Origin of the sequence: Scandinavium lactucae, from assembly GCF_033843265.1 — a bacterium.
Taxonomy (GTDB): domain Bacteria; phylum Pseudomonadota; class Gammaproteobacteria; order Enterobacterales; family Enterobacteriaceae; genus Scandinavium; species Scandinavium lactucae.
Map to the genome: position 1 here is coordinate 111,268 of NZ_JAWXRD010000001.1, position 21,526 is coordinate 132,793.

The 21,526-nt window shown below is 48.4% G+C and carries 16 protein-coding genes, 1 tRNA gene and 2 pseudogenes; 10 read left to right on the plus strand and 9 right to left on the minus strand.

Annotation, left to right across the window (positions count from 1 at the left end; all coding sequences use genetic code 11):
• Positions 1–18 precede the first annotated feature (18 nt).
• Complete coding sequence (locus SIK69_RS00530; protein ID WP_319785156.1) at positions 19–1,521, minus strand: helicase HerA-like C-terminal domain-containing protein; 1,503 nt, start codon at positions 1,519–1,521, stop codon at positions 19–21.
• Positions 1,522–1,669: 148 nt separating this feature from the next.
• Here SIK69_RS00530 and SIK69_RS00535 point away from each other — a divergent pair, with 148 nt between their 5' ends.
• On the plus strand, positions 1,670–3,310 hold the full coding sequence (locus tag SIK69_RS00535; RefSeq protein WP_319628352.1) for a dihydroxyacetone kinase subunit DhaK: 1,641 nt from the start codon (positions 1,670–1,672) through the stop codon (positions 3,308–3,310).
• 59 nt (positions 3,311–3,369) lie between these two features.
• Here SIK69_RS00535 and ahr read toward each other — a convergent pair whose 3' ends face one another.
• From ahr to SIK69_RS00550, 3 genes are all read right to left on the minus strand, one after another.
• Positions 3,370–4,389, minus strand: coding sequence for an NADPH-dependent aldehyde reductase Ahr (gene ahr, locus SIK69_RS00540; protein ID WP_319628351.1), 1,020 nt, complete (start codon positions 4,387–4,389; stop codon positions 3,370–3,372).
• A 96-nt stretch (positions 4,390–4,485) separates the two neighbouring features.
• Positions 4,486–5,064 (minus strand): class I SAM-dependent methyltransferase, encoded by a 579-nt coding sequence (locus SIK69_RS00545; protein ID WP_319785157.1) that lies wholly within the window; start codon positions 5,062–5,064, stop codon positions 4,486–4,488.
• Positions 5,064–6,086, minus strand: coding sequence for an HNH endonuclease family protein (locus tag SIK69_RS00550; RefSeq protein WP_319785158.1), 1,023 nt, complete (start codon positions 6,084–6,086; stop codon positions 5,064–5,066). Before SIK69_RS00550 ends, SIK69_RS00545 begins: the two co-directional genes overlap by 1 nt.
• Positions 6,087–6,329: 243 nt before the next feature.
• Between SIK69_RS00550 and SIK69_RS00555 the strand changes: the two genes are divergently transcribed.
• The 3 genes from SIK69_RS00555 to SIK69_RS00565 all read left to right on the plus strand — a co-directional run bounded on the left by SIK69_RS00555 (position 6,330) and on the right by SIK69_RS00565 (position 9,124).
• Positions 6,330–6,414: transfer RNA gene (locus tag SIK69_RS00555), tRNA-Leu, on the plus strand.
• Between the two features lie 198 nt (positions 6,415–6,612).
• Positions 6,613–7,863 (plus strand): tyrosine-type recombinase/integrase, encoded by a 1,251-nt coding sequence (locus tag SIK69_RS00560; protein ID WP_319785159.1) that lies wholly within the window; start codon positions 6,613–6,615, stop codon positions 7,861–7,863.
• Positions 7,864–8,152: 289 nt separating this feature from the next.
• Complete coding sequence (locus SIK69_RS00565; protein ID WP_313485363.1) at positions 8,153–9,124, plus strand: DUF4917 family protein; 972 nt, start codon at positions 8,153–8,155, stop codon at positions 9,122–9,124.
• Between the two features lie 130 nt (positions 9,125–9,254).
• On the opposite strand, the gene SIK69_RS00570 is transcribed toward SIK69_RS00565, so the two are convergent.
• The 3 genes from SIK69_RS00570 to SIK69_RS00580 form a co-directional block, all read right to left on the minus strand.
• A complete protein-coding gene (locus tag SIK69_RS00570) occupies positions 9,255–12,272 on the minus strand; it encodes a type I restriction endonuclease subunit R (RefSeq protein WP_319785282.1) in 3,018 nt (1,005 codons plus the stop codon).
• A gap of 242 nt (positions 12,273–12,514) precedes the next feature.
• On the minus strand, positions 12,515–13,825 hold the full coding sequence (locus tag SIK69_RS00575) for a restriction endonuclease subunit S (RefSeq protein ID WP_319785160.1): 1,311 nt from the start codon (positions 13,823–13,825) through the stop codon (positions 12,515–12,517).
• Complete coding sequence (locus tag SIK69_RS00580; protein ID WP_319785161.1) at positions 13,822–16,236, minus strand: type I restriction-modification system subunit M; 2,415 nt, start codon at positions 16,234–16,236, stop codon at positions 13,822–13,824. The genes SIK69_RS00575 and SIK69_RS00580 overlap by 4 nt, the downstream gene beginning before the upstream one ends.
• 417 nt (positions 16,237–16,653) lie before the next feature.
• Here SIK69_RS00580 and SIK69_RS00585 point away from each other — a divergent pair.
• Positions 16,654–17,774 (plus strand): IS3 family transposase gene (locus tag SIK69_RS00585; protein WP_319785162.1). Its coding sequence is split into 2 segments (ribosomal slippage): positions 16,654–16,912 and positions 16,912–17,774, totalling 1,122 coding nucleotides; the frame shifts between segments, so codons are not numbered across the junction.
• 27 nt (positions 17,775–17,801) lie between these two features.
• Here the strand turns inward: SIK69_RS00585 and SIK69_RS00590 are convergent.
• Together SIK69_RS00590 and SIK69_RS00595 are read right to left on the minus strand one after the other, a co-directional pair.
• Positions 17,802–18,937, minus strand: a protein-coding gene (locus SIK69_RS00590; RefSeq protein WP_319785163.1) for an IS3 family transposase whose coding sequence is annotated in 2 segments (ribosomal slippage) — positions 17,802–18,691 and positions 18,691–18,937 — 1,137 coding nt in all. Because the reading frame shifts where the segments join, the coding sequence is not laid out codon by codon here.
• Positions 18,938–19,056: 119 nt separating this feature from the next.
• Positions 19,057–19,146: a helix-turn-helix domain-containing protein gene (locus tag SIK69_RS00595; protein WP_319785164.1), complete on the minus strand. Its 90-nt coding sequence runs from the start codon at positions 19,144–19,146 to the stop codon at positions 19,057–19,059.
• Positions 19,147–19,369: 223 nt separating this feature from the next.
• On the opposite strand from SIK69_RS00595, the gene SIK69_RS00600 reads away from it, so the two are divergent.
• The 5 genes and pseudogenes from SIK69_RS00600 to SIK69_RS00620 all read left to right on the plus strand — a co-directional run bounded on the left by SIK69_RS00600 (position 19,370) and on the right by SIK69_RS00620 (position 21,491).
• Positions 19,370–19,696, plus strand: a complete 327-nt coding sequence (locus SIK69_RS00600; RefSeq protein WP_319785165.1) for a helix-turn-helix domain-containing protein — start codon at positions 19,370–19,372, stop codon at positions 19,694–19,696.
• Positions 19,697–19,789: 93 nt separating this feature from the next.
• Positions 19,790–20,110 (plus strand): helix-turn-helix domain-containing protein, encoded by a 321-nt coding sequence (locus SIK69_RS00605; RefSeq protein ID WP_319785166.1) that lies wholly within the window; start codon positions 19,790–19,792, stop codon positions 20,108–20,110.
• 216 nt (positions 20,111–20,326) lie between these two features.
• Positions 20,327–20,785 (plus strand): annotated as a pseudogene (locus tag SIK69_RS00610) (STM2901 family protein).
• Positions 20,779–21,102 (plus strand): annotated as a pseudogene (locus SIK69_RS00615) (DUF1493 family protein); the annotation flags it as partial. The pseudogenes SIK69_RS00610 and SIK69_RS00615, both read left to right, overlap by 7 nt.
• A gap of 53 nt (positions 21,103–21,155) precedes the next feature.
• Positions 21,156–21,491 (plus strand): DUF1493 family protein, encoded by a 336-nt coding sequence (locus SIK69_RS00620; RefSeq protein ID WP_319785167.1) that lies wholly within the window; start codon positions 21,156–21,158, stop codon positions 21,489–21,491.
• Positions 21,492–21,526: the final 35 nt, after the last annotated feature.

Genomic DNA, 21,526 nt, shown 5'->3' on the forward strand with positions numbered 1-21,526 from the left:
CGCCGCCGGGCAAACAAATCACCGCTTTCTGCCTCCCAGCAAACTCCCCAGCATCCCGCGTACTATCTGATTGGTAATCTGCCGAATGGCGCTCTTCGCCATCGTCTGCACCACGCCATCGCGCTTGCCGCCGCGTGGCCCGGTGGTGCCAAACAGAATATCCTTCAACCCGCCGAGAATACCGTCGTCGACATTCACCGCCGTCCCTTTCGCCGGAGGCGCGTTCTGTTCTTCCGCCGTGGCCTGCACACCCTGTTGCAGCTTCTCGAACGCTGATTCGCGGTCGACCTCATCTTCATACTTGCCGTACAGCGGCGAGTTATTGATAAGCCCATTGCGCTCATCGTCGGTCACTGGCCCCATGCGCGAACTCGGGGCAATCACCATCGCACGCTGCACCACCGACGGGCTGCCTTTTTCATCGAGGAACGACACCAGCGCCTCGCCGGTGCCCAGTTCCTGAATTGCCTTTTCGGTATCGAACGCCGGATTGGCACGCATGGTCTGTGCCGCGGTTTTCACCGCTTTCTGATCCTTCGGCGTAAAGGCGCGCAGGGCGTGCTGCACGCGGTTGCCAAGCTGGCCGAGCACGTTATCGGGAATATCAGACGGGTTCTGCGAGACAAAATAAACGCCCACCGCTTTGGAGCGGATCAGGCGGATAACCTGCTCGATTTTATCCAGCAGCACCTGCGGCGCATCGCTGAACAGCAGGTGCGCTTCATCAAAGAAGAACACCAGTTTGGGTTTCTCGAGGTCGCCCGCTTCCGGCAGTTGTTCGTACAGCTCGGAGAGCATCCACAGCAGGCTGGCAGCGTACAGTTTCGGCATCTGATAGAGCTTTTCGGCGCTCAGGATGTTGATAATCCCTTTGCCGTTGCTGTCGGTGCGCATCCAGTCTTTGATGTCGAGCATCGGCTCGCCGAAGAAGTGCTCCGCGCCCTGTTGTTCGAGCGTCAGCAGCCCGCGCTGGATAGCACCCACCGATGCCCCGCTGATATTACCGTACTGATTCTGGAACGATTTGGCGTTATCGCCGATGTACTGGGTAATGGCACGCAGATCTTTAAAGTCGAGCAGGAGCAGACCCTGATCGTCAGCAATGCGAAAGATAATGTTCAGCACGCCGGTCTGGATTTCATTTAGATTGAGCAGGCGCGCCAGCAGCAGCGGCCCGAGGTCAGAGACCGTGGCGCGAACCGGATGCCCCTTCTCGCCGAAAATATCCCACACCACCACCGGATTACCGTGCGGCTGCCAGTCGGTCACGCCGATTTTTTTCAGCCGCTCGAGCAGTTTCTCCGAGGCTTGCCCCTCCTTCGCCACGCCGGTTAAATCGCCTTTCACATCGGCCATAAACACCGGCACGCCGATCGCGGAAAATGACTCGGCCATTTTTTGCAGGGTGACGGTTTTCCCGGTCCCCGTCGCGCCGGTGATCAGCCCGTGGCGGTTGGCCATGCCGGGCAGTAAATAGAGCTGTTGTTCCGTGGTCTGGGCTATCAGCAAGGGTGAGCTCATGGTGTTTCCTCCGTAGATTCAAGGCAGAGTATAGGTTAAAGCCGGTGAAAATATGATGAGGGAATTCCGCTCTTTGCGGCGTAAACCGCAGCGCCGACTATGCTTTTGCTATCCGTTTGCAATGAACGTTTCAAAAGAGTGAAAGGTAATGTCCAGATTTTTCTTTAATGACCGCAAACAGCTGGTCAATGATGCCATCGAAGGCATCGTCTTATCGGCCCCGCACGGCAACCTGGTGCGGTTAGACATCGACCCGGCTATCCGCATTATTGCCCGTGGCGACTGGGATAAAAGCCGCGTGGCGGTGATTTCCGGCGGTGGCTCCGGCCACGAACCGGCGCATGCCGGATTTGTCGGCAAAGGGATGCTCACCGCGGCGGTATGCGGCGACCTGTTCGCCTCGCCGAGCGTGGATGCGGTGCTCAACGCCATCGTGGCGGTGACCGGCGATCGCGGCTGCCTGCTGATTGTGAAAAACTACACCGGCGACCGTCTGAACTTCGGCCTGGCGGCGGAGAAAGCCAAACGTCACGGCCTGAAAGTCGAGATGGTGATTGTCGCCGACGACATCGCCCTGCCGGACAACAAACAGCCGCGCGGCATCGCGGGCACCGCGCTGGTGCATAAAATCGCAGGCCACGCCGCCGAACAGGGGAAATCTCTCAGCGAAGTGCGGCACATCGCCCAACAGGCGTGCGATAACGTGTACAGCCTCGGCGTGGCGATGGAGAGCTGTAACCTGCCGGGCAGCGATGACGCAGAAGGGCGCATCAAACCCGGGCACGTCGAGCTGGGCCTGGGGATCCACGGCGAACCGGGTGCCTCGGTGGTCGACAGCCATAACAGCAAAACCATCATCGACACCCTGGTTAAACCGTTGCTGAAGCACATCGGCGACGCGAAGGTAGCGGTGCTGATCAACAACCTCGGCGGCGTCTCGGCGCTGGAGATGGCGCTGCTGACCAAAGAGCTGGCGCACTCGGCATTACAAGGGCAGATTAGCTGGCTGATTGGCCCGGCGGCGCTGGTCAGCTCGCTGGACATGAAAGGTTTCTCGCTCTCGGTCCTGAAGCTCACTCCGGCGTTTGAGGAGGCACTCCAGGCCGAAGTCGAGACCATCGGTTGGCAAAAACCGGTGGCGTTCGCCCCGTTGAAAACCGTGGCTTACAGCAAAATTCACGACAGCGTGGAAGCCACGCCGTCTGACAACCCGCAGGTGAAAGCGGGGCTCACAGCCGCCACCCGGACGCTTATCGACCTGGAAAACCGCCTCAACGCGCTGGATGCTAAAGTGGGCGATGGCGATACCGGCTCAACCTTTGCCGAAGGTGCGCGGGATATCGCCCAACTGCTGAACGCGGGCAAACTGCCGCTGAATAACAGCGCGCAGCTATTGCAGCTGATCGGCGACCGATTAGCGACGGTGATGGGGGGCTCCAGCGGGGTGTTGATGTCTATCTTCTTTACCGCGGCCGGACAGGCGATTCACGACGGCAAAAAGCTGCCCGACGCGTTGCTCAGTGGGCTGATGCAGATGAAACAGTATGGCGGGGCCGACCTGGGCGATCGGACGTTAATCGACGCTCTGCAACCGGCGCTGGAAGCTCTTCGCGACCAGGGCATGCAAGCTGCCGTCAGCGCGGCGAAAACGGGAGCCGAAAGCACCGCCCGGATGCAGAAAGCGGGCGCAGGACGTTCGTCGTATGTGAACAAGGAGAACCTGGACGGCGTGACCGACCCGGGTGCGGTGGCAATAGCAGAAGTGTTCGCGGCGATGATGACTGGCTAATCCTGTAAGCCCGGCAAGGCGTCGCCGCCGCCGGGCACTCATTACTCAACGCGCGAGACTTAAAAATCCGCTTTCAGCACCACGCGATAACGGGCTTTGCCCTCACGGACGTGCTTCAGGGCTTCGTTGATTTGCGACATCGGGAACAGCTCGGTGGTCGGGGCCACTTTGGTGCGTCCGGCAAACTTCATCAGCTTGCGCAGTTCCGCCGGGTTACCGGTGGCAGAACCGGAGATGCTGCGGTCGCCGCCAATCAGGGTAAAGGCAGGCACCTGCAACGGCTTCATCACCGCGCCGACGGTATGGAAGTTGCCGCCGTAGGCCAGCGCTTCGAAGTACGGCTGCCAGTCCAGATCCACGCTCACGGTGTTGATGATCAGGTCGAACTGCCCGGCCAGCTGTTTCAGCGCTTCCGGATCACGGCTGTTAACTACGCGGTCGGCACCCATCGCCAGCACTTCTTTCTCTTTCGCCGGATTAGAGCTGAACGCCGTCACTTCTGCACCCATGGCGTGCAGCAGTTTGATGGCGATATGCCCCAGGCCGCCGATACCAATCACGCCCACGCGGCTGGTGGCGGTGACGTTATTGAGCAGCAGCGGTTTGAAAACGGTAATGCCGCCGCACAGCAGCGGGCCTGCGGATTCGATATCGATGCTTTCCGGCAGGGGAATGACCCATTGCCAGTCGGCGCGCAGTTTATCGGCAAAGCCGCCGCGGTTGATGATGGTTGGCAGCGAGCCTTCCAGACAGTTGATTTGGTTGCCGCTGATGCAGGCATCGCAATGTCCGCAGCTGCGCGCCGTCCAGCCCACGCCCACGCGCTGGCCCACTTTCAGGCCTTTATTCTGAGCCGCCGCGCCCAGCGCCGCCACGCGACCAATCACTTCATGGCCTGCAACCAGCGGATAGCTCGACATGCCCCATTCGTTGTCGATCATCGACAGGTCTGAATGGCAAATGCCGCAGTAATCGACCTGCACCTCGACGTCTTCCGGCTGCAGTTCACCCGCGTCGTATTCCCAGACTTCCAGATCGGCACCCGCCTGTTTCGCGGCGTAGCTTTTTATGATGGACATCGCACTTCCCTCAATTTGATGTTGAACTGGAAGTGTAGAGCATGGCAAGCGGCGGTGCTTAACAGAAGGCGGCGGGAAAGGTCTGAGTGTGGGGAACTATGCCTTAATTAACAGGGCATTCAGCCAGATTTCATTCCGCTCCGGGCGCTTATCTTCCGTCAGCCACATCGACTGAATATCAATGCCAGTGAGCTGCTCAATAAGGCCAGCCAGCGATTGCTCATTGTGATCGGTAAAATGGCGACCGTCTTTTTCGCGCTCGCCATCACCGTATTTGAACGAGACATACCACACGCCGCCGGGCTTCAGGGCGCGAGCCAGGGTTTGCATCGCATCCGAAAGCTCCGCAGCAGGCACATGCAGTAACGACGCGCAGCACCAGATACCATCGTAGCGCTCGGTCTCATCGAGCGCCTGAAACGTCAAATGTCGTACCGGAATACCGGCATAGTGCGAAGCCAGTTTGACCATTTCCGATGAGGCGTCGAAGGCCTCAACTTGATAGCCCATCTGGCGAAAGGCTTTGCTGTCGCGCCCGGAGCCGCAGCCTGCGTCCAGCACTCGCGCCGCAGGCGGAAGCTGAGTGGTGAAAGCGGCATACAGGGAGGACATATCCACCCTCACGGTGCTGTCAAAAAACGGCTGGGCGTTGGTCTGGTAAAAGTTTATGGTCATCAGAGGATCAGTGTCTCCCGAAGGGGTGGATTCCATTTTTGCAGTCGAAGACGTAAGGCTGCGTTCCAGCTCTCGTTTAAAAACGACCTGCGCGTCGGCTCATTCGTGCCCGTCTGATTAATAATCGCCTCATGCAACGGCAAGCGACTGTTAATAAAGTATTCATTGCGGGCGTGAAGACGATACAGCAGATCCAGCTCCGGGACACGATCTGACTTGCCTTCAATGCCCCGATTACACGGCTGACAGGCCAGCACCAGATTCCAGACCCCGTTCAGGTTCACGCCAGGCATCGACGGCTGTATTTTCAACGGTAAAAAATGGTCGACGTCGGCCAGTTGCGCATGCCCCGGCTCAAGACTGACAGGCGCATGGCAGTAGAAACAGTGTCCTTTCTGATAGCCATTCAGACTGTTTCGGCAACTGGTGAGGGTGATGCGTGACGATTTCAACCGGGTGAACAGCGTTTCCTGATTCGGGTCGTAATGCACGTCCAACAATTCAGGCGGGAGATTCATCTCCCAGGCTTTCTCCACCAGACGCCAGCGGGCATCTGTTTCATGCCTCAGGTTGTGAAACTGAGCGCTTTGAATGAGGTGATAAAAATCATCCGTCAGGCGGATGCTTTTACTTTCCCGCTGCTCATTGATGAAAAACTGTTTGGCGATAGGCCCGCCTCCGACGTTGTGAAACGCGTCCAGCACAATGCCGAACCCGTGCTTCACGGTCTGTTGAATGAGCTGGTCGTCGGCGATAACGCCCTCGTTAAACTGCATGCAGGCTTTCAGCAACGGTCCGGGTTTGCTCATATTGAGCGTTTGTTTGGAGGCATCCCGCAGATGCGCGCAGAGATGACGGCTGAACGGGACCGCCAAATCTTCAAGGCGGATAACTTCATGCTCATGAGAGACGTCATACAGCGCATGCGCCAGCGCAAACTTATAGGTCGCGAAGTTCTTGCCAAAAAGGATCACCCCGCGCCAGTAGCTTTCCCGCGTGGGGTCGACCTGATAAAACCGCATACGTTGTCCTGATTGATTCGGATGGTGAATAACGAAACCCGTAACAGGATCAGATAACAAAGTGCGGGGAATGTAAACCACAGCGGTCACGTTGCAGCGTTTTGCGAGCAAGGTTCCAGAAGAGTAGGGAAAGCGGGCGGAGTGACTGTTTTTTCGTCGTTCAGAAGGGCTTACGCTGGGCAAGGCTTGCACAGGGATGAGCAACAGGTATAATGCCACCCGCTATCAGCGTATCCCTTCCGTGCCGGAGTGGCGAAATCGGTAGACGCAGTTGATTCAAAATCAACCGTAGAAATACGTGCCGGTTCGAGTCCGGCCTTCGGCACCATCGGAACATCAATAGACGTCAACGGACGTCTTTTTTTGTGTCTGAAATCCAGTATCCACAAGGCTTCCCTCGCTTTTCCACTCAACCTAAGTCAACCTGATTCAATCTACATCAACTTACTGATGCGGGTACAACTGCGGGTATATCCCGGTTCGATTATGTTTGTACCCACACAGGACCCTTGAAAGGATTCTCATCATGGCTCTGAGTGATGTGAAGGTTCGTTCGGCTAAGCCTGAAGCAAAAGCCTATAAACTGACTGACGGCGACGGCATGGTTCTGCTGGTTCACCCTAACGGCTCCAAATACTGGCGGTTGCGTTATCGCTTCGGCGGTAAAGAAAAGATGCTGGCGTTGGGAAAATATCCCGAAGTCTCGCAGGCGGATGCCAGGTCACGGCGGGATGAAGCCCGTAAACTATTAGCTAATGGCGTCGATCCCAGTGAGAACAAGAAAGCCGTTAAGGTAGAGCTGGAGCAAGAGGCGATAACGTTTGAAGTGGTAGCCAGAGACTGGCACGCCAGCAATCAAAAGTGGTCTGAGTCGCATAGTGCTCGTGTATTGAAAAGCCTGGAAGATAATCTCTTTTCAGCCATCGGTAAGCGGAACATTGCTGAATTGAAGACACGGGATCTGCTTGTACCCATCAAAGCAGTCGAGTCATCCGGACGCCTTGAAGTCGCCGCCCGTTTACAGCAGCGTACTACCGCGATTATGCGGTATGCCGTTCAGAGCGGCTTAATCGACTACAACCCCGCGCAAGAGATTGCTGGTGCGGTTGCTACGGCGAAAAGACAACATCGTGCGGCTTTGGAGCTTAACCGTATACCTGAATTACTTCATCGCATTGATCATTATTCCGGCAGGCCTTTAACTAGATTAGCTGTCGAGCTTACTTTGTTAGTCTTTATCCGCTCGAGCGAGTTACGCTTTGCCCGTTGGTCAGAAGTGGATTTTGAAACGGCTATGTGGACGATTCCAAGTGAGCGTGAACCGCTGGAAGGAGTTAAACATTCTCAGCGTGGTTCAAAGATGCGGACGCCTCATCTTGTTCCTTTGTCGCGGCAAGCCTTAACTATTCTGGAAAAGATTAAAAGCATGAATGGGAATCGAGAGCTGATTTTCGTAGGCGATCACGATCCCCGTAAACCCATGAGTGAGAACACGGTGAACAAGGCTTTGCGAGTTATGGGCTATGACACCAAAACGGAAGTCTGTGGGCATGGTTTCAGAACGATGGCGTGTAGTTCGTTGATTGAGTCGGGGCTGTGGTCGAGAGATGCGGTAGAGCGGCAGATGAGTCACCAGGAGCGTAACTCAGTACGTGCAGCTTATATCCATAAGGCCGAGCACTTGGATGAACGCAGACTGATGTTGCAGTGGTGGGCGGATTATCTGGATGCTAATCGGGTGAAGGGGATAAGTCCGTTTGATTTTTCGAAAAAATAATTGAAATGTGCTGAGATACTTTGATGAAAAATCTCAGCGCATTTTCCTATAAGTGTATAATTATTAATCACTATAACATATTTTCTTTCATTTGAAGATCTTCTGCTTATGTAAATGTGATGAAGATTACAGATGTTTACTATCGACTTCTTTAGTCTTAGTGCTGTGAATAATAGCGAATATATCCAAGCTTGGATTGTTTTTAGGAATAAAGAATTAAATGGAAATAATGAGTTTTGAGGAAGTAATTACTTATCTACATAAGAAATCTCGGCCATGCTCTCTACTTATGGGGAATGGTTTTAGTATGGCCTATGATAACGAAATATTCTCTTATAACGCCCTCTACAACTTTTTAACTTCAAGAGATGATCAATTAATAAATAAACTTTTTGATGTGATAAAAACTAAAAATTTTGAATTAGTAATGCAGCAATTAGATACAACATTGGCTTTATTAAAGGCTTTTGGCTCGGATGATAAGTTGCAGAGTGATATTATTTTAGCAAGCAAAAAGTTGAAAGACGGTTTGCTAAGTTCGATACATCAACTTCATCCTGAGCATGTATATAAAATCCCAGAGAAAAAGATAATTGCTTGTGCTGAATTCTTAAATTTATTTATTAAAAGCGGCGGGCATGTTTTTTCTACGAATTATGACATGTTATTATATTGGACCCTTATGAGAAAGCATGTTGAAAATGCTATCGATGGCTTTGGTCGAGAGATAGAAAATCTTGATGAAGTGCTCCGTGGAGAAACGCCAGAATATTCTGATCTTGTGTGGGGGCCAAACATAGAGAACCAAAATGTTCATTATTTACATGGTGCTTTACATATTTTTGACTCAGGGATTAATATCGAAAAGGAACAATATGATCAAAGTAATTTTTTATTAGAGAAGATTAAAAAAAGACTTGATAGAGGAAGTTATCCAATTTTTGTAACAGCCGGAAATGGAGATGAGAAACTTAGTCATATTAGGCATAATAGATATCTATCACATTGCTTTGATAAATTATCATCATTAGATGGCTCTTTGATTACTTTCGGTTTTAACTTTGGTGAGTATGATGAGCATATCATTGATGCGATCAACAAAGCCACCCATGCTCAAAATAAAACACCTCCAAAACTATGGAGTGTGTATATCGGGGTTTATTCTGATAATGATGCGGAACATATTCGTTCAATTCAATCAAAATTCCACGCGAAAGTGAAAGTTTTTGATGCAAAAACAGTTAATGTTTGGGGTGTTTAATTTAAATACTGTAACGGTTTTCTTATGGCATGAATTAAGTTGAGGTTTATTAACCTCAACTCTTCTTCAATTCTAATGTTTTCGCTGATCTTAGCAACAAATACAGAATTATCTCTGGGGAAGCTCCAATTTACTCGCCGATCATTCGTTGCATGCTTTGTGTCCAGGATGCTTTGAATGCTGAGTCCCCTGCGAACAGTTTATAAAGCTCCAGCTCATCCTTACGTCGTTGCAACATGATCTCTTTAAGCATCTTTTCAAAAGCCAAATTTCTGTTATGTGGATCAGGATTATTTTTATACTTAGACTCAAAATCAGGGTGATTACGAATGCTCTCAGCAATGTTTATAAACTTCACTTTCTGTTCTTCAGGCGTAGCGCTCCACCCCTGGAACCATCTCTCATTGAAGGTGCGAATTATTTCGTCTAATGGATCTTTTTCCTTTTCACTGCTATGTGCTCCACGTGGATTTGGGTTTTGTGGATCAAGCTCAGCTTCCTCATCGCTCAACTTGATTGTGTGATTGAGCTTCACACGTTGCAGCCCATAGGAACTCAAATCAACAGAATCTAAAAGCTCATCAATGGCATCTGCATCAGGGTCTTCAACTTTCAGCTTAGGTATGAGGAATTTCAGGAACCAGAACAGTTTCTCCCAAGCCACCATCTCATAAGGCATGATAGAGGCCATTTGCCCGTAGATTTTCACGAATTGTTTGGCTTTAATTTTGAAATCAACTTTAGCTTCAGATTCGAGTTCTAACTCACAGTCAAAACGAGCTGCTGCAACATCGATTATCGGGCTAAGATTTTGGGCATCCTCGTTATTAAAATAACGAGTTACAAAGTCTTCAACCTCATGCCACTCATAAACCCCCACATCGTCCATTTCATCTTTTAACTCATGCAACACGTTGATATCGGTAGCTTGCGACAAAGATGTAGCAGTATAAAATGGGTCAAATGCTAACTGAATGTCTTCAACAGAATTGAAGAAATCCAGTACAAACAAATCTTCTGTTTTCTTTCCCAACTTGGGTGCACTACGATTGAGTCGCGACAATGCTTGCACACACAAGACGCTCGCTAGCTTTTTATCCACATACATCGCACAAAGCTTTGGCTGGTCGAATCCGGTAAGATATTTATTGGCGACAACTAAAAGTCGATATTCATCAGTGTCAAACATATCTTTAGTATCAGTTTCGGCAAAACCATTGATATCAGCTTCAGTGTACTCAATTCCATCAACTTCTTTCGTACCAGAAAATGCAATCAGGATTTTAAATGGGTTGCTTTGTTCTTCAAGTATACGTTTGATGGCTTTGTAGTAACGAATGGCAGTCTCAATGTTTTGAGTTACTACCATCCCTTTTCCTTTGCCTTTGAGCTTTTTCGCATTGACCACGTGAGGCACAAAATGCTCCAGCATGATCTCTGCCTTCGTATCTATAGTCTGCTGACTGCGTTCAACATAGGCTCTAAGTTTTTTCTGGGCTTTTTTAGTATCGAACTCTGGGTTGTCAGCTATCGATTTTTCAATCTCATAATAGCTCTTGTAAGTCGTATAATTGGCAAGCACGTCCAGAATAAAACCTTCTTCTATCGCTTGCTTCATCGAGTAAAGATGGAAGGGTTTAAACGCACCATCTTCTTGGTGTTCTCCAAATTTTTCTAACGTACTGTTTTTCGGCGTTGCCGTAAACGCCAGATATGATGCATTACCTCGCATTTTACGTGACTTCATAGCCTGAAGTATTTTATCCTGAGCATCCTCAGCCTCTTCAACGTCAGTCTTACCCATTGCTCGGTTCATATTGTCATGCGCTGAACCAGACTGAGAACTGTGCGCCTCATCGATTATCACGGCGAAACGCTTATCACTCAGGTCGGCAATACCATCAATGATAAACGGAAATTTTTGAATCGTCGTAATAATGATCTTCTTGCCGTTTTCAAGAGCTTGCTTAAGTTCAGATGATTTATGCGCAGGGGCAATAATATTTTTTACCTCTGAAAACTCTTTAATATTGTCCCGTAATTGCTTATCCAACAGGCGTCTGTCAGTCACGACAATCACAGAGTCGAATAAAGGCTGCTCCAGGCTTTTACCTCCTGCCACAGATTCGGTAGCAGGATAGGTCTCAATAAGCTGATAGGCAGCCCAGGTAATTGAATTAGACTTACCAGAACCAGCCGAGTGTTGGATTAAATATGTCTGACCAACGCCATGAGTAGCAGCATGATCGACCAATTTTCTGACAACATCTAGTTGGTGGTATCGAGGGAAAAACAAGGTTCGCTTCGTTAATGATTCTTTACTTGTGCCATCCAGACGGACAAAATGCTGAATGATGTTGGCCAGGCTTTCTTTGGTGAATATCTCTTGCCATAGATATGCCGTTTTGTGCCCTGCTGGGTTAGGAGGATTACCCTGGCCAAGGTTGTGTCCTTTATTGAACGGCAAGAAAAATGTATTGCTTCCCGCCAACTTCGTGGTCATGTAGACCTCATCCGTATCCACTGCCATATGCACCAGACAACGACCAAAGGTCAGTAATGGCTGAGTAGAATCACGATCGTCACGATATTGCTTTTGCCCATGGTAGCGAGCTGTTTGTCCCGTCCAGGCATTTTTTAACTCTAGGGTGATCAACGGTATACCGTTAATGAACAACACCATGTCTATTTCTTGTAAAGGATTTGCTACCGAGTAACGTACCTGCCTAGTACAACTGAAAACGTTATCAGCAAAGTTTCGCTTTACTTTTTCACTACTGCTTGCCAGTGGTGCTGGGTAGAGCAAAATGAAGTGGGCATCATCTACACTCAGGCCTTTCTTGAGCACGTGCAAAATACCGTGCTTTTTGATGAGCCGATCAAACCGTTCCAATAACTTGCGTTGCCAATCTGCTGGATTATTTTTTTGTAATTTAGTCAGTTCAGTTTCTTGTGTCTTTTCAATAAATTGCCAGAAGAAACGCTCATCAATGGCATATTGCATATTAAAGTCACTAGGAGCACCAATGACATACCCTGCACCGGAGAATTGGGGGCTTAGGCCACCTTTGAGGTCCTCAGTACTGATACCTACCAAACATTTTTCAATGGTTGACTCTAATGCTTGTTCATTGGTTTGACTAACCATAGTTATAAGATCCTTAATCAGAACATCTCTGTCTAGCGCCAGTATATCCAAACGTTCACGGGCATCACCAAAACCATCTTCCTTTAGTGCCATCTGCAATTATTTGCTTAGTGTTTCAGATCGGCGCGACGTCCATTTTCTAAGACTTTTGCGTGCGCTAAAGCCCCTAAAACCACGTTCGTTGAGCTTCTTGGCCTTAACCGTGCTGGGTTGATAATCCACCGTGAACATCTTGCAGTGTCCTATTGCCCCACCATCTCTTGCGTGATTTTTATTTTTCCTGTCACGGCGCTATTGATCAGTGTGGTTTTGTATTCTTTTAGCTTTTCGATTTGATCTTTCATTATAGTGATATTCCGAAGAAATAATTTTTCCTGATTGTCAATGAAATTAGCAATTGCGACCTGTTCCTCAAAAGGAACGATTAATAAATCCACCATGCAAAAGTTTTCATATCTTAAAGCTTGCCCGTCTCGAACTAAATTTGATGTACATTGAAGTGCTTCAATGTATCGTTGAGATTTTAAAAGATGTTTGTAGTATGGCGAATGAACCAGTTCACAAGGGATCAATGGTACATAGGCAGAACTAACACAGCCAGTATAAGCACAATACTCAATTCCTCCCTGAAAGCTCCTCATACTAATAACAAAATCATTTTCCTCGACATGTTTAAGTATATCAAAATTAAGCTCAACTTGAGTGACTCGTCGACCTTCGAGCTCCATGAATTTTTGTTGTGATATGACTCCATACTTTTGAGAAGCAGTTAGTTGTTCATCGCTTTTGCGTGCCTTTTCTTTCCGTTCTCGAAATAGCCATCTACTTCTTTCTGTCTCCCAGTGCTCTGGAATCGTACCAATCCAGTCTACACCTGAGTCCTTCATTGGTACGTTTGGGTCAAGCCCTTGAGTTACTGACTTTTGAATAATGATTTGCTTACGCTCTTTCAGCAGGTTGATTTCCTGCTCTTTGATAGTTACCGCTTCGTCGATTTGTGCTATTTTTTTGTCGAGAAAGTCCGCTATTTTGATCTGAGTTGTTTCTGGAATATCGAATACTGGCAAGCGCTTAAAATCAAGAAAACTTAAATTCTGTCGCAAGCCAGAACCAAATTTATAGAGCACCTTGGTTGTATCCAAAGAATACAAATAATAATGAAGGAACCTAGAGTTGAATCCATTTTTGACACTTAAGTTTAGATATGCACTTGTAATAATGCCTTTGTCCTTCGCCAGGCCGGTTCTTAAACTTACTTTATCATTCTGGAGATCTGTACAACGAATAATGATATCTCCAGGTTCAACTAATTGATATGTTTCAAAGGATTCAGGAACGAGGCCAACGAGTTTTTCTTCAGGTTTGATTACAATATTCCCATAGCTCAAAGATAAAACGATATTTTCCTTCATTCCTTTATTACTGCGCTTATTTTCAGTAAAGGCAACAACCCCTGGTTTTAGATTCCATGAACTTGGAATATCTCCTAACCACTCAACACCAGAGCTTTTATATGCCTCATGCTTAGGCATTAAAACTAAATTATCCATCATGCCTCTCCTTGTACTTCTGCGACTTTTATACCTAAAATCTGCGCAATTAGCCCATCCGCTTTGTGCTCCAGACTAATAATATCTGTTGCCACTTCTTCCAGACTTCGTAGAGGTTTATGACGGTAGAAATATCTGTTAAAGTTAATTTCATAACCAATTTTCACCGAATCTAGGTTGATCCATGCTTCATTTACATGTGGTCTTACTTCGTCGAGAAAGTACTGATAAATACTTTGTTTTAATGGAACAGACTCAGTGTCACGAAGGTCAGCATTGGTTTCGTAAGTAATGTATTCGCCTTTTTTACCGCTTGGGTAGTAGCCAAAATCAGGCAAGTCGCCCTCTTCGCATTCATAGCGATCAAGCAGACCATCTAATTTATCACCGCTTAACTTAACGACTTTTTTAACTACTTTCTTTGCTGATTCGTCATACCAACTGACGGCATTCAAGATGGCATTTTTCTCAGATGCAGATAACCTCACACCACTCACTTTAAGTGATTTATCAACAAGGCTCGTAAACTCATTAAAATCATCAAATTCATTATCGCCAATGTCAGACATCAATTTTTGCGCGGTTTCCAGAATGGTTCTAAGTGCCACCCAATGCTTGACATCAAGTAGTTTGGTTCTGGCTTTTGCATTTAAGCTGATTTCGTTCTCTTCACACCAGGCGAAGATTTCCTTCTCAATGGATTTCAGGAAACTCTTTTTCTGATCACTGCCGAAACCTGTGTTATTATAAACATCATCACCATATTCGGTATATAAGTGCGTCATGACGTCGCTAAACTGCTTATCAAAACGCAATGCTGCAATAGCGTCCTGAGTAAAGCGTGCTTTACGTCGGTCTGGACGTTCAATAGTGACTTTATAGTAACCAAAGTCATCATTGCTAAATACCTTGCTGGCAATACCAATGGGGTCATTGTTTGTATCTAACTGCCTTTCAACATCCAAGCAGGAAAGGTAGGTTTTGGTGATCTCAGTGATATGTTCAGGTGCAAATTCGCAGTTTTTATTGCCTAAATTTTTGCGCAGTTTGCGATAGAGTAAGCTAGCATCAATCAACTGCACCTTGCCTTTTCGCGAGGCGAGCTTATTGTTGTTAAGAACCCAAATGTAGGTAGTAATACCTGTGTTATAGAACAGGTTATTGGGTAATTGAACGATGGCGTCCAGCATATCGTTTTCGATAATAAACCGGCGAATATTACTCTCACCACCGCCCGCATCCCCTGTAAACAAGGATGATCCATTATGAACAGATGCGATCCGGCTACCGAGCGGACTGACGCAGGGATCTTTCATCTTGTTGACCATTTCCATTAAGAACAGCAACTGGCCATCACTTGAGCGCGGTGTGGCATCGACTACTTCAACGTTACCCCAATAGTCTTTCAGGCTCACTTTAAAGCGAAGGTCAATAACATCACTTCCGTCTTTGATGTGCCTCTGCTCAGATGCCCAACTTTTTCCGTAAGGCGGGTTGGACAACATAAAGTCAAACCGCGAGGATGCAAACTCGTCTGTAGATAGTGTAGAGCCTACTTTGATGTTCTCAGGGTTATTACCTTTAATCATCATGTCTGATTTACAGATAGCGTAGGTTTCGTCGTTAATCTCTTTGCCATACAGATAGATATCCCGATTGTCATTGGGATACTTCTCTTCAATGAAATTCTGAGACTCAGTCAACATACCGCCACTACCACAAGCTGGGTCGTAAACAGTCATGGTGAGTGGAAGCTGGTCCTTCACCGGATCAAAAACCAAGTGTGTCATCAGCTCTATCACTTCCCTGGGCGTAAAGTGTTCACCGGCTTCTTCGTTGTTTTCTTCATTAAACTTACGGATTAACTCTTCAAACACATAGCCCATACCCAAGTTGGTGAGGGCTGGCATCTTGTTGCCATCGGGATCTTCCACGATTTCTGGCGTTAAATTGATGTAGGGAGAGACAAATTTCTCAACCACATCCAGCAGAACTTGCTTCGAAGCCATGTGGCGAATCTGTGACTTAAGGTTAAAGCATTCAACGATTTCTTTAACGTTGTCGCTAAAGCCAAGTAAGTACTCTTCAAAGTTTGCCAGGAGTATTTGCTGGTTGTTAGTTGCGGTGTTAAATAGTGACTTCAATGTCCATTTTGATGTGTTATAAAACACATAGCCACTGGCTGCCTTTAAGGGCTCATCATCCAACTCTGTAGCTTGCATCTCTTCTTTTTGGAACTTAACTTCCGCCAACACTGCTTCCTTGGTTGGCTCTAACAAAGTATCCAAACGCCGCAAAACCACCATAGGTAAAATCACATCGCGGTACTTACCTCGAACGTACACATCGCGTAAACAATCGTCGGCAATGTTCCAAATAAAAGAGATAAGCTTGTTGTGTACACTATGATCCATTTTTCTTCCTAATCACTGCTCATTTTTACATCTGAATGAAGAACTAAACTTGGTCTGCATGACTGTTGGTATGTTCACAAAAAGGTACAAGCAGCCAAAGATAGTTTCGAATCGTCCCAGTTTAACCAAGTACGCTCCTTAGTCCAGCCCTAACCTAAGATGGAAAGATGGTGTTAGCGGACAGCTTGATATTCATGCTGTATCACATAGTAGATGGCTTCATTCTCGGCCGTTACAATGCTTCAGAGCACTGCTTGTAACTACTGCATTTCCTCATGCTTTTAGCCAATCAAAAGAAATTTCACCACAACTCATCTACAGCAACGCAATCACTGCACGGATGTCTTGACCTGCTCCCCGTTGATTAATACACCGTGATGTTAGTAATGTCTTCATCAGCAACGTGAGGGCATCCCTATGAAGAAGCGTTTTTCCGACGAACAGATCATCAGTATCCTCCGCGAGGCTGAAGCCGGGGTTTCTGCCCGTGAGCTCTGCCGTAAGCACGCCATTTCCGACGCCACCTTTTACACCTGGCGTAAGAAGTATGGCGGTATGGAGGTGCCCGAGGTTAAGCGCCTGAAGTCGCTTGAGGAAGAGAACGCCAGGCTCAAGAAGCTGCTTGCCGAAGCCATGCTGGATAAGGAGGCGCTTCAGGTGGCTCTGGGGCGAAAGTACTGACGACAGACCAGAAGCGGGAAGCCGTGATGTTGATGTGTGATGCGACCGGTCTGTCGCAACGTCGTGCCTGCAGACTTACAGGTTTGTCCCTGTCGACCTGCCGTTATGATGCTCAGCGTCCGGCTGCTGATGCACATTTATCAGGGCGTATTACTGAGCTGGCGCTTGAACGCAGACGTTTTGGTTATCGGCGCATCTGGCAGTTGCTGCGTAGGGAGGGCCTTCACGTCAATCACAAGCGGGTATACCGTATTTACCACCTTAATGGACTGAGCGTAAAACGCAGACGACGCCGTAAAGGGCTGGCGACCGAACGGTTTCCGCTTCTTCGCCCGGATGCGCCGAACCTTACATGGTCGATGGATTTCGTTATGGACGCACTGGCCAACGGTCGCAGGATCAAGTGCCTGACCTGTGTAGATGATTTCACGAAGGAGTGTCTGACGATCACCGCTGCTTTCGGTATTTCAGGCGTTCAGGTCACGCGTATTCTGGACAGCATCGCGTTGTTTCGGGGCTATCCGGCGACAATAAGAACCGATCAGGGAGCGGAGTTCACCTGCCGCGCACTGGATCAATGGGCCTTTGAGCATGGCGTGGAACTGCGTCTTATCCAGCCGGGCAAGCCGACTCAGAACGGATTTATTGAGAGTTTTAACGGACGATTCAGAGATGAGTGCCTGAACGAGCACTGGTTCAGCGATATTGTTCATGCCAGGAAAACGATTAATGACTGGCGACAGGATTATAACGAGTGCCGTCCACATTCTTCGCTGAACTACCAGACTCCGGCTGAATTTGCAGCGGACTGGAGAAACGGGAAATATGAAGAAAAAACAACCGACATTATGGACTGACCCCACGACAGTAGACAAATTCTGTCCTCACGATGAGGCCTGTTCAAAAGCCTCCGGACTGACGCCGCCGAGATGACTGTGGCGCCGGGACCGGTTATAGAACACTTCAATGTAATCGAAGATATCCGCCCGGGCCAGATCCCGGGTTTTGTATATTCTCTTCCTGATGCGCTCTTTTTTCAGTGAACTGAAGAACGATTCGGCCACCGCATTATCCCAGCAGTTGCCACGCCGGCTCATGCTCGGAGCCAGGTTATTGGCCCGGCAGAAGCGCTGCCAGTCGTCACTGCCGTACTGGCTGCCCTGGTCTGAGTGCACGATAACCTCGCCGTCGGGTTTACGTCGCCAGACCGCCATCATCAGCGCATCCAGCGCCAGTTCGCGTGAGAGAGTGGGTTTCATCGACCAGCCGACCACGTTACGGGCGAAGAGATCGATAACCACCGCCAGATACAACCAGCCCTGCCAGGTGCGGATGTAAGTGATGTCGGTGACCCAGACCTGATTGGCCCGGACAACAGTAAACTGCCGCTGCACGCGATTCGGGGCAACCACTGAAGGTCGACCAGCGATACGACGTGGCGCTTTATAGCCGCGTACGGCTTTGATCCGGTTCAGTTGCATAATACGACCCACCCGGTTTTTGCCGCAGGTTTCCCCGATTTCGTTCAGGTCGCCATGAACCCGCCGGTAACCGTATACGCCTCCGCTCAGTGAATATGAGTCACGGATAAGCGTCAGCAGGCGCTGGTTATCTTTATCACGTGCCGAGACCGGGTTGTGCAGCCACGCATAGAACCCGGCCCGGGCGACATTCAGTACCCGACACATCGTCATCACACCCCATACAGTGCGGTGCTCATTGATAAAGCGGTACTTCAGTCGGGCTCCCTTGCAAAGTACCGCGCGGCCTTTTTCAAAATATCCCGTTCCTCTTCGGTACGTTTTAGCTGCGCCCGTAGTTTCAGGATCTCGCTTTTGGCCTCCAGTAAATCCCGGGCATGCTGCTCGCTGTTATCGGGTTTAATCGCCCGTAGCCACTTGTAGAGGCTGTGTGCAGAAACGCCCAGACGGTCAGATACTTCGGCGACGGAATAACCGCGTTCCGTTATCTGACGGACAGCCTCTTCCTTAAATTCAGGTGTAAATCGTGGTGTGCCCATACGCTCCTCCTATGCTCAAACTATAGGGCAGGATCGTCTACCGGGGCGGGGTCAGTCCAACTATAGGGCAGGATCGTCTACCGGCGCGGGGTCAGTCCATTACTAGCTGAAGGTTGTATCTAATCTTGGGGGCAGGTCACTGCCAGTGAGGTTCCTTTCTTGCGTAACGAGGCGATGATATCCGCCTGGTGCCAGTCTTGTTTGTTCATGATTCCCTCCATGCGACGAAAAGTAATGTGATGTGCTAACAATGAAATGCTACGAGATTCGTAGTTTTATATCCATTACAAAAACTACGAATTTCGTAGTTTTGCGATCGTTCGTCATTTTTCAATGAAAGACCTATGTAACAAGAACTTATTGGAAACCGTGTCACATTAGTTACGTTTCTCGTAGTATCGTGAAACATATAAAGCTACGACTATCGTAGCTATGAATGAATCCACTACCCACCAACAGATTTTTTGCCAGCGTCTGAAACATGCAAGGCTGGCGAAAGGTCTCTCGCAGAAGAAGCTCGGCATGCTTGCCGGGATAGACGAGTTTGTCGCAAGCACCAGAATCAATCGTTATGAACAGGGCGTTCATCAGGCCAGTATCGAAGTAGTGCATCAACTCGCTAAAGCACTGGAAGTCCCGACGGCGTATTTCTATACCGAAGATGACGACTTGGCATTGTTGCTGTTCAACTGGGAGCGGATAGAGCCTGAGTTGAAGAACACATTATTGACATCTCTTCAGGCTGAACCTTTTAAGTAAAGTCGAATTAACAAAAACGTATTGGAAATCCAGCACCATGAGTTACGTTTCTCGTAGTATCGGGAAATGTATAAAGCTACGACTATCGTAGTTATGAACGAATCCACTAGCTACCAACAGATTTTTTGCCAGCGTCTGAAACATGCACGGCTGGCGAAAGGTCTCTCGCAGAAGAAGCTCGGCATGCTTGCCGGGATAGACGAGTTTGTCGCAAGCACCAGAATCAATCGATATGAGCAGGGCGTTCATCAGGCCAATATCGAAGTAGTGCATCAACTCGCCAAAGCGCTTGAAGTGCCGACGGCCTATTTCTACACTGATGATGACGATCTGGCATTGTTGCTGTTCAACTGGGAGCGGATAGACCCTGAGTTGAAGCGAAATCTATTGGCATCTCTTAAACCAGATTTATAGGGCCCAGCCGTTATTACGATGAGACCGGAAAGTTAATAGATCATCGCAAATTAATTCTTGGGATGAATAAATAAGTTCCAGTAATTATGTCTAGCGGGAGATTTTATTAACCGAAAATAAAATCTCCGTTCTTTTAATTCAGAGCGTTAGATCTCATATTGTCTTTTAATACGCCGTTAAGATTGCGTTCCACAAAGGATCGGCAAGGGACTGAAAGTGGATACGGTAGAGTAACTAAACGGGACATACTTTTATGCAGGCCATTCTAATCTGACGGCAACAGAGCTATTTTTCATGGTGTTCGTAATGACGACGGCCAATCATTTTGGGGTGAAAGATATTACAGCCATTGCTGCTCTCTATAGCGGCGTTAATAATCAGACCACTCGCGCAAAACCCAAAGACGCCATCCCCGGCACATCGCGAGTTTCAAAGCGTGTCAGAGGTCTTCTCAAAAATACGATGTTCCCTTGCGGTATAAAAATGCCAACATGGATAGGGGGTTACACCCCCTGGACCGTCGAACGGAGGATGGTACGCAAAGTTAGCACCTTCGTAGCCCGAACGATTCCCCTAATTGGTGAGGTTGTTCTGGCGGCAGATGTATCACAAATCGCTTACTGCTCTGTACGTGATTACAACGCGATAGCACGAGGCAGCGATAAGTTATGGTAGACGATATTGAACAGCGGGTGATTGCGCTCGTTACGCCCTATAGCGGCGTGTACATGTTCAGGAAAAAGAACTATGACACCTATACAGCTGAATCCAGTATTCACTTTGATTTCCGTCTGGATGTTGACGAAGCCGAAGAGTTAATGAATGCGTTTTTCACGGAGTTCAATGTCGACCCGGGGAATTTCAAACTGGAAACGTATTACCCGGAAGTAGAATTCTCATTGAATCCCTTCAAAAAACAAAGAGTCGATGTGCCCGATTTCACCATTGGCATGCTAATCGAATCCGCAAAAGCCGGGAAATGGTTATATGACAAATCACCCGCAAGGAGCGCAATAATGGCTGTTCCTGTTCAGAAACACTGCATATGGTGACAGACAGTGAAGTATTAGCGTTTTTCCGGGGAGAACTGGGTCTCATGGTCACATTTACTTTCAAGCCGATCCCCATTGAGCTTGATACGCCGCTGCAAGGCTATGCTGAATGGGACGAACTGCCCTATGCCATTGAGGATTTTGGTGAGAAATTTCACGTCGATATCTCGGTGATCGATTTCGGTGCCTATTATCCGTGGAAAAGAGAAAGTGTTTACCGTAAGTGGTTCACCAAAGAACCTGTGGTGCAAACCTCAGAACCCTTAACCATTCGCATGTTTGCCGAATCGGCGAGGACGGGTTACTGGTTATATGCCAGGATGCCTTAAAATAGGGGGTATCGCCCCCCGATAACCGCACAACC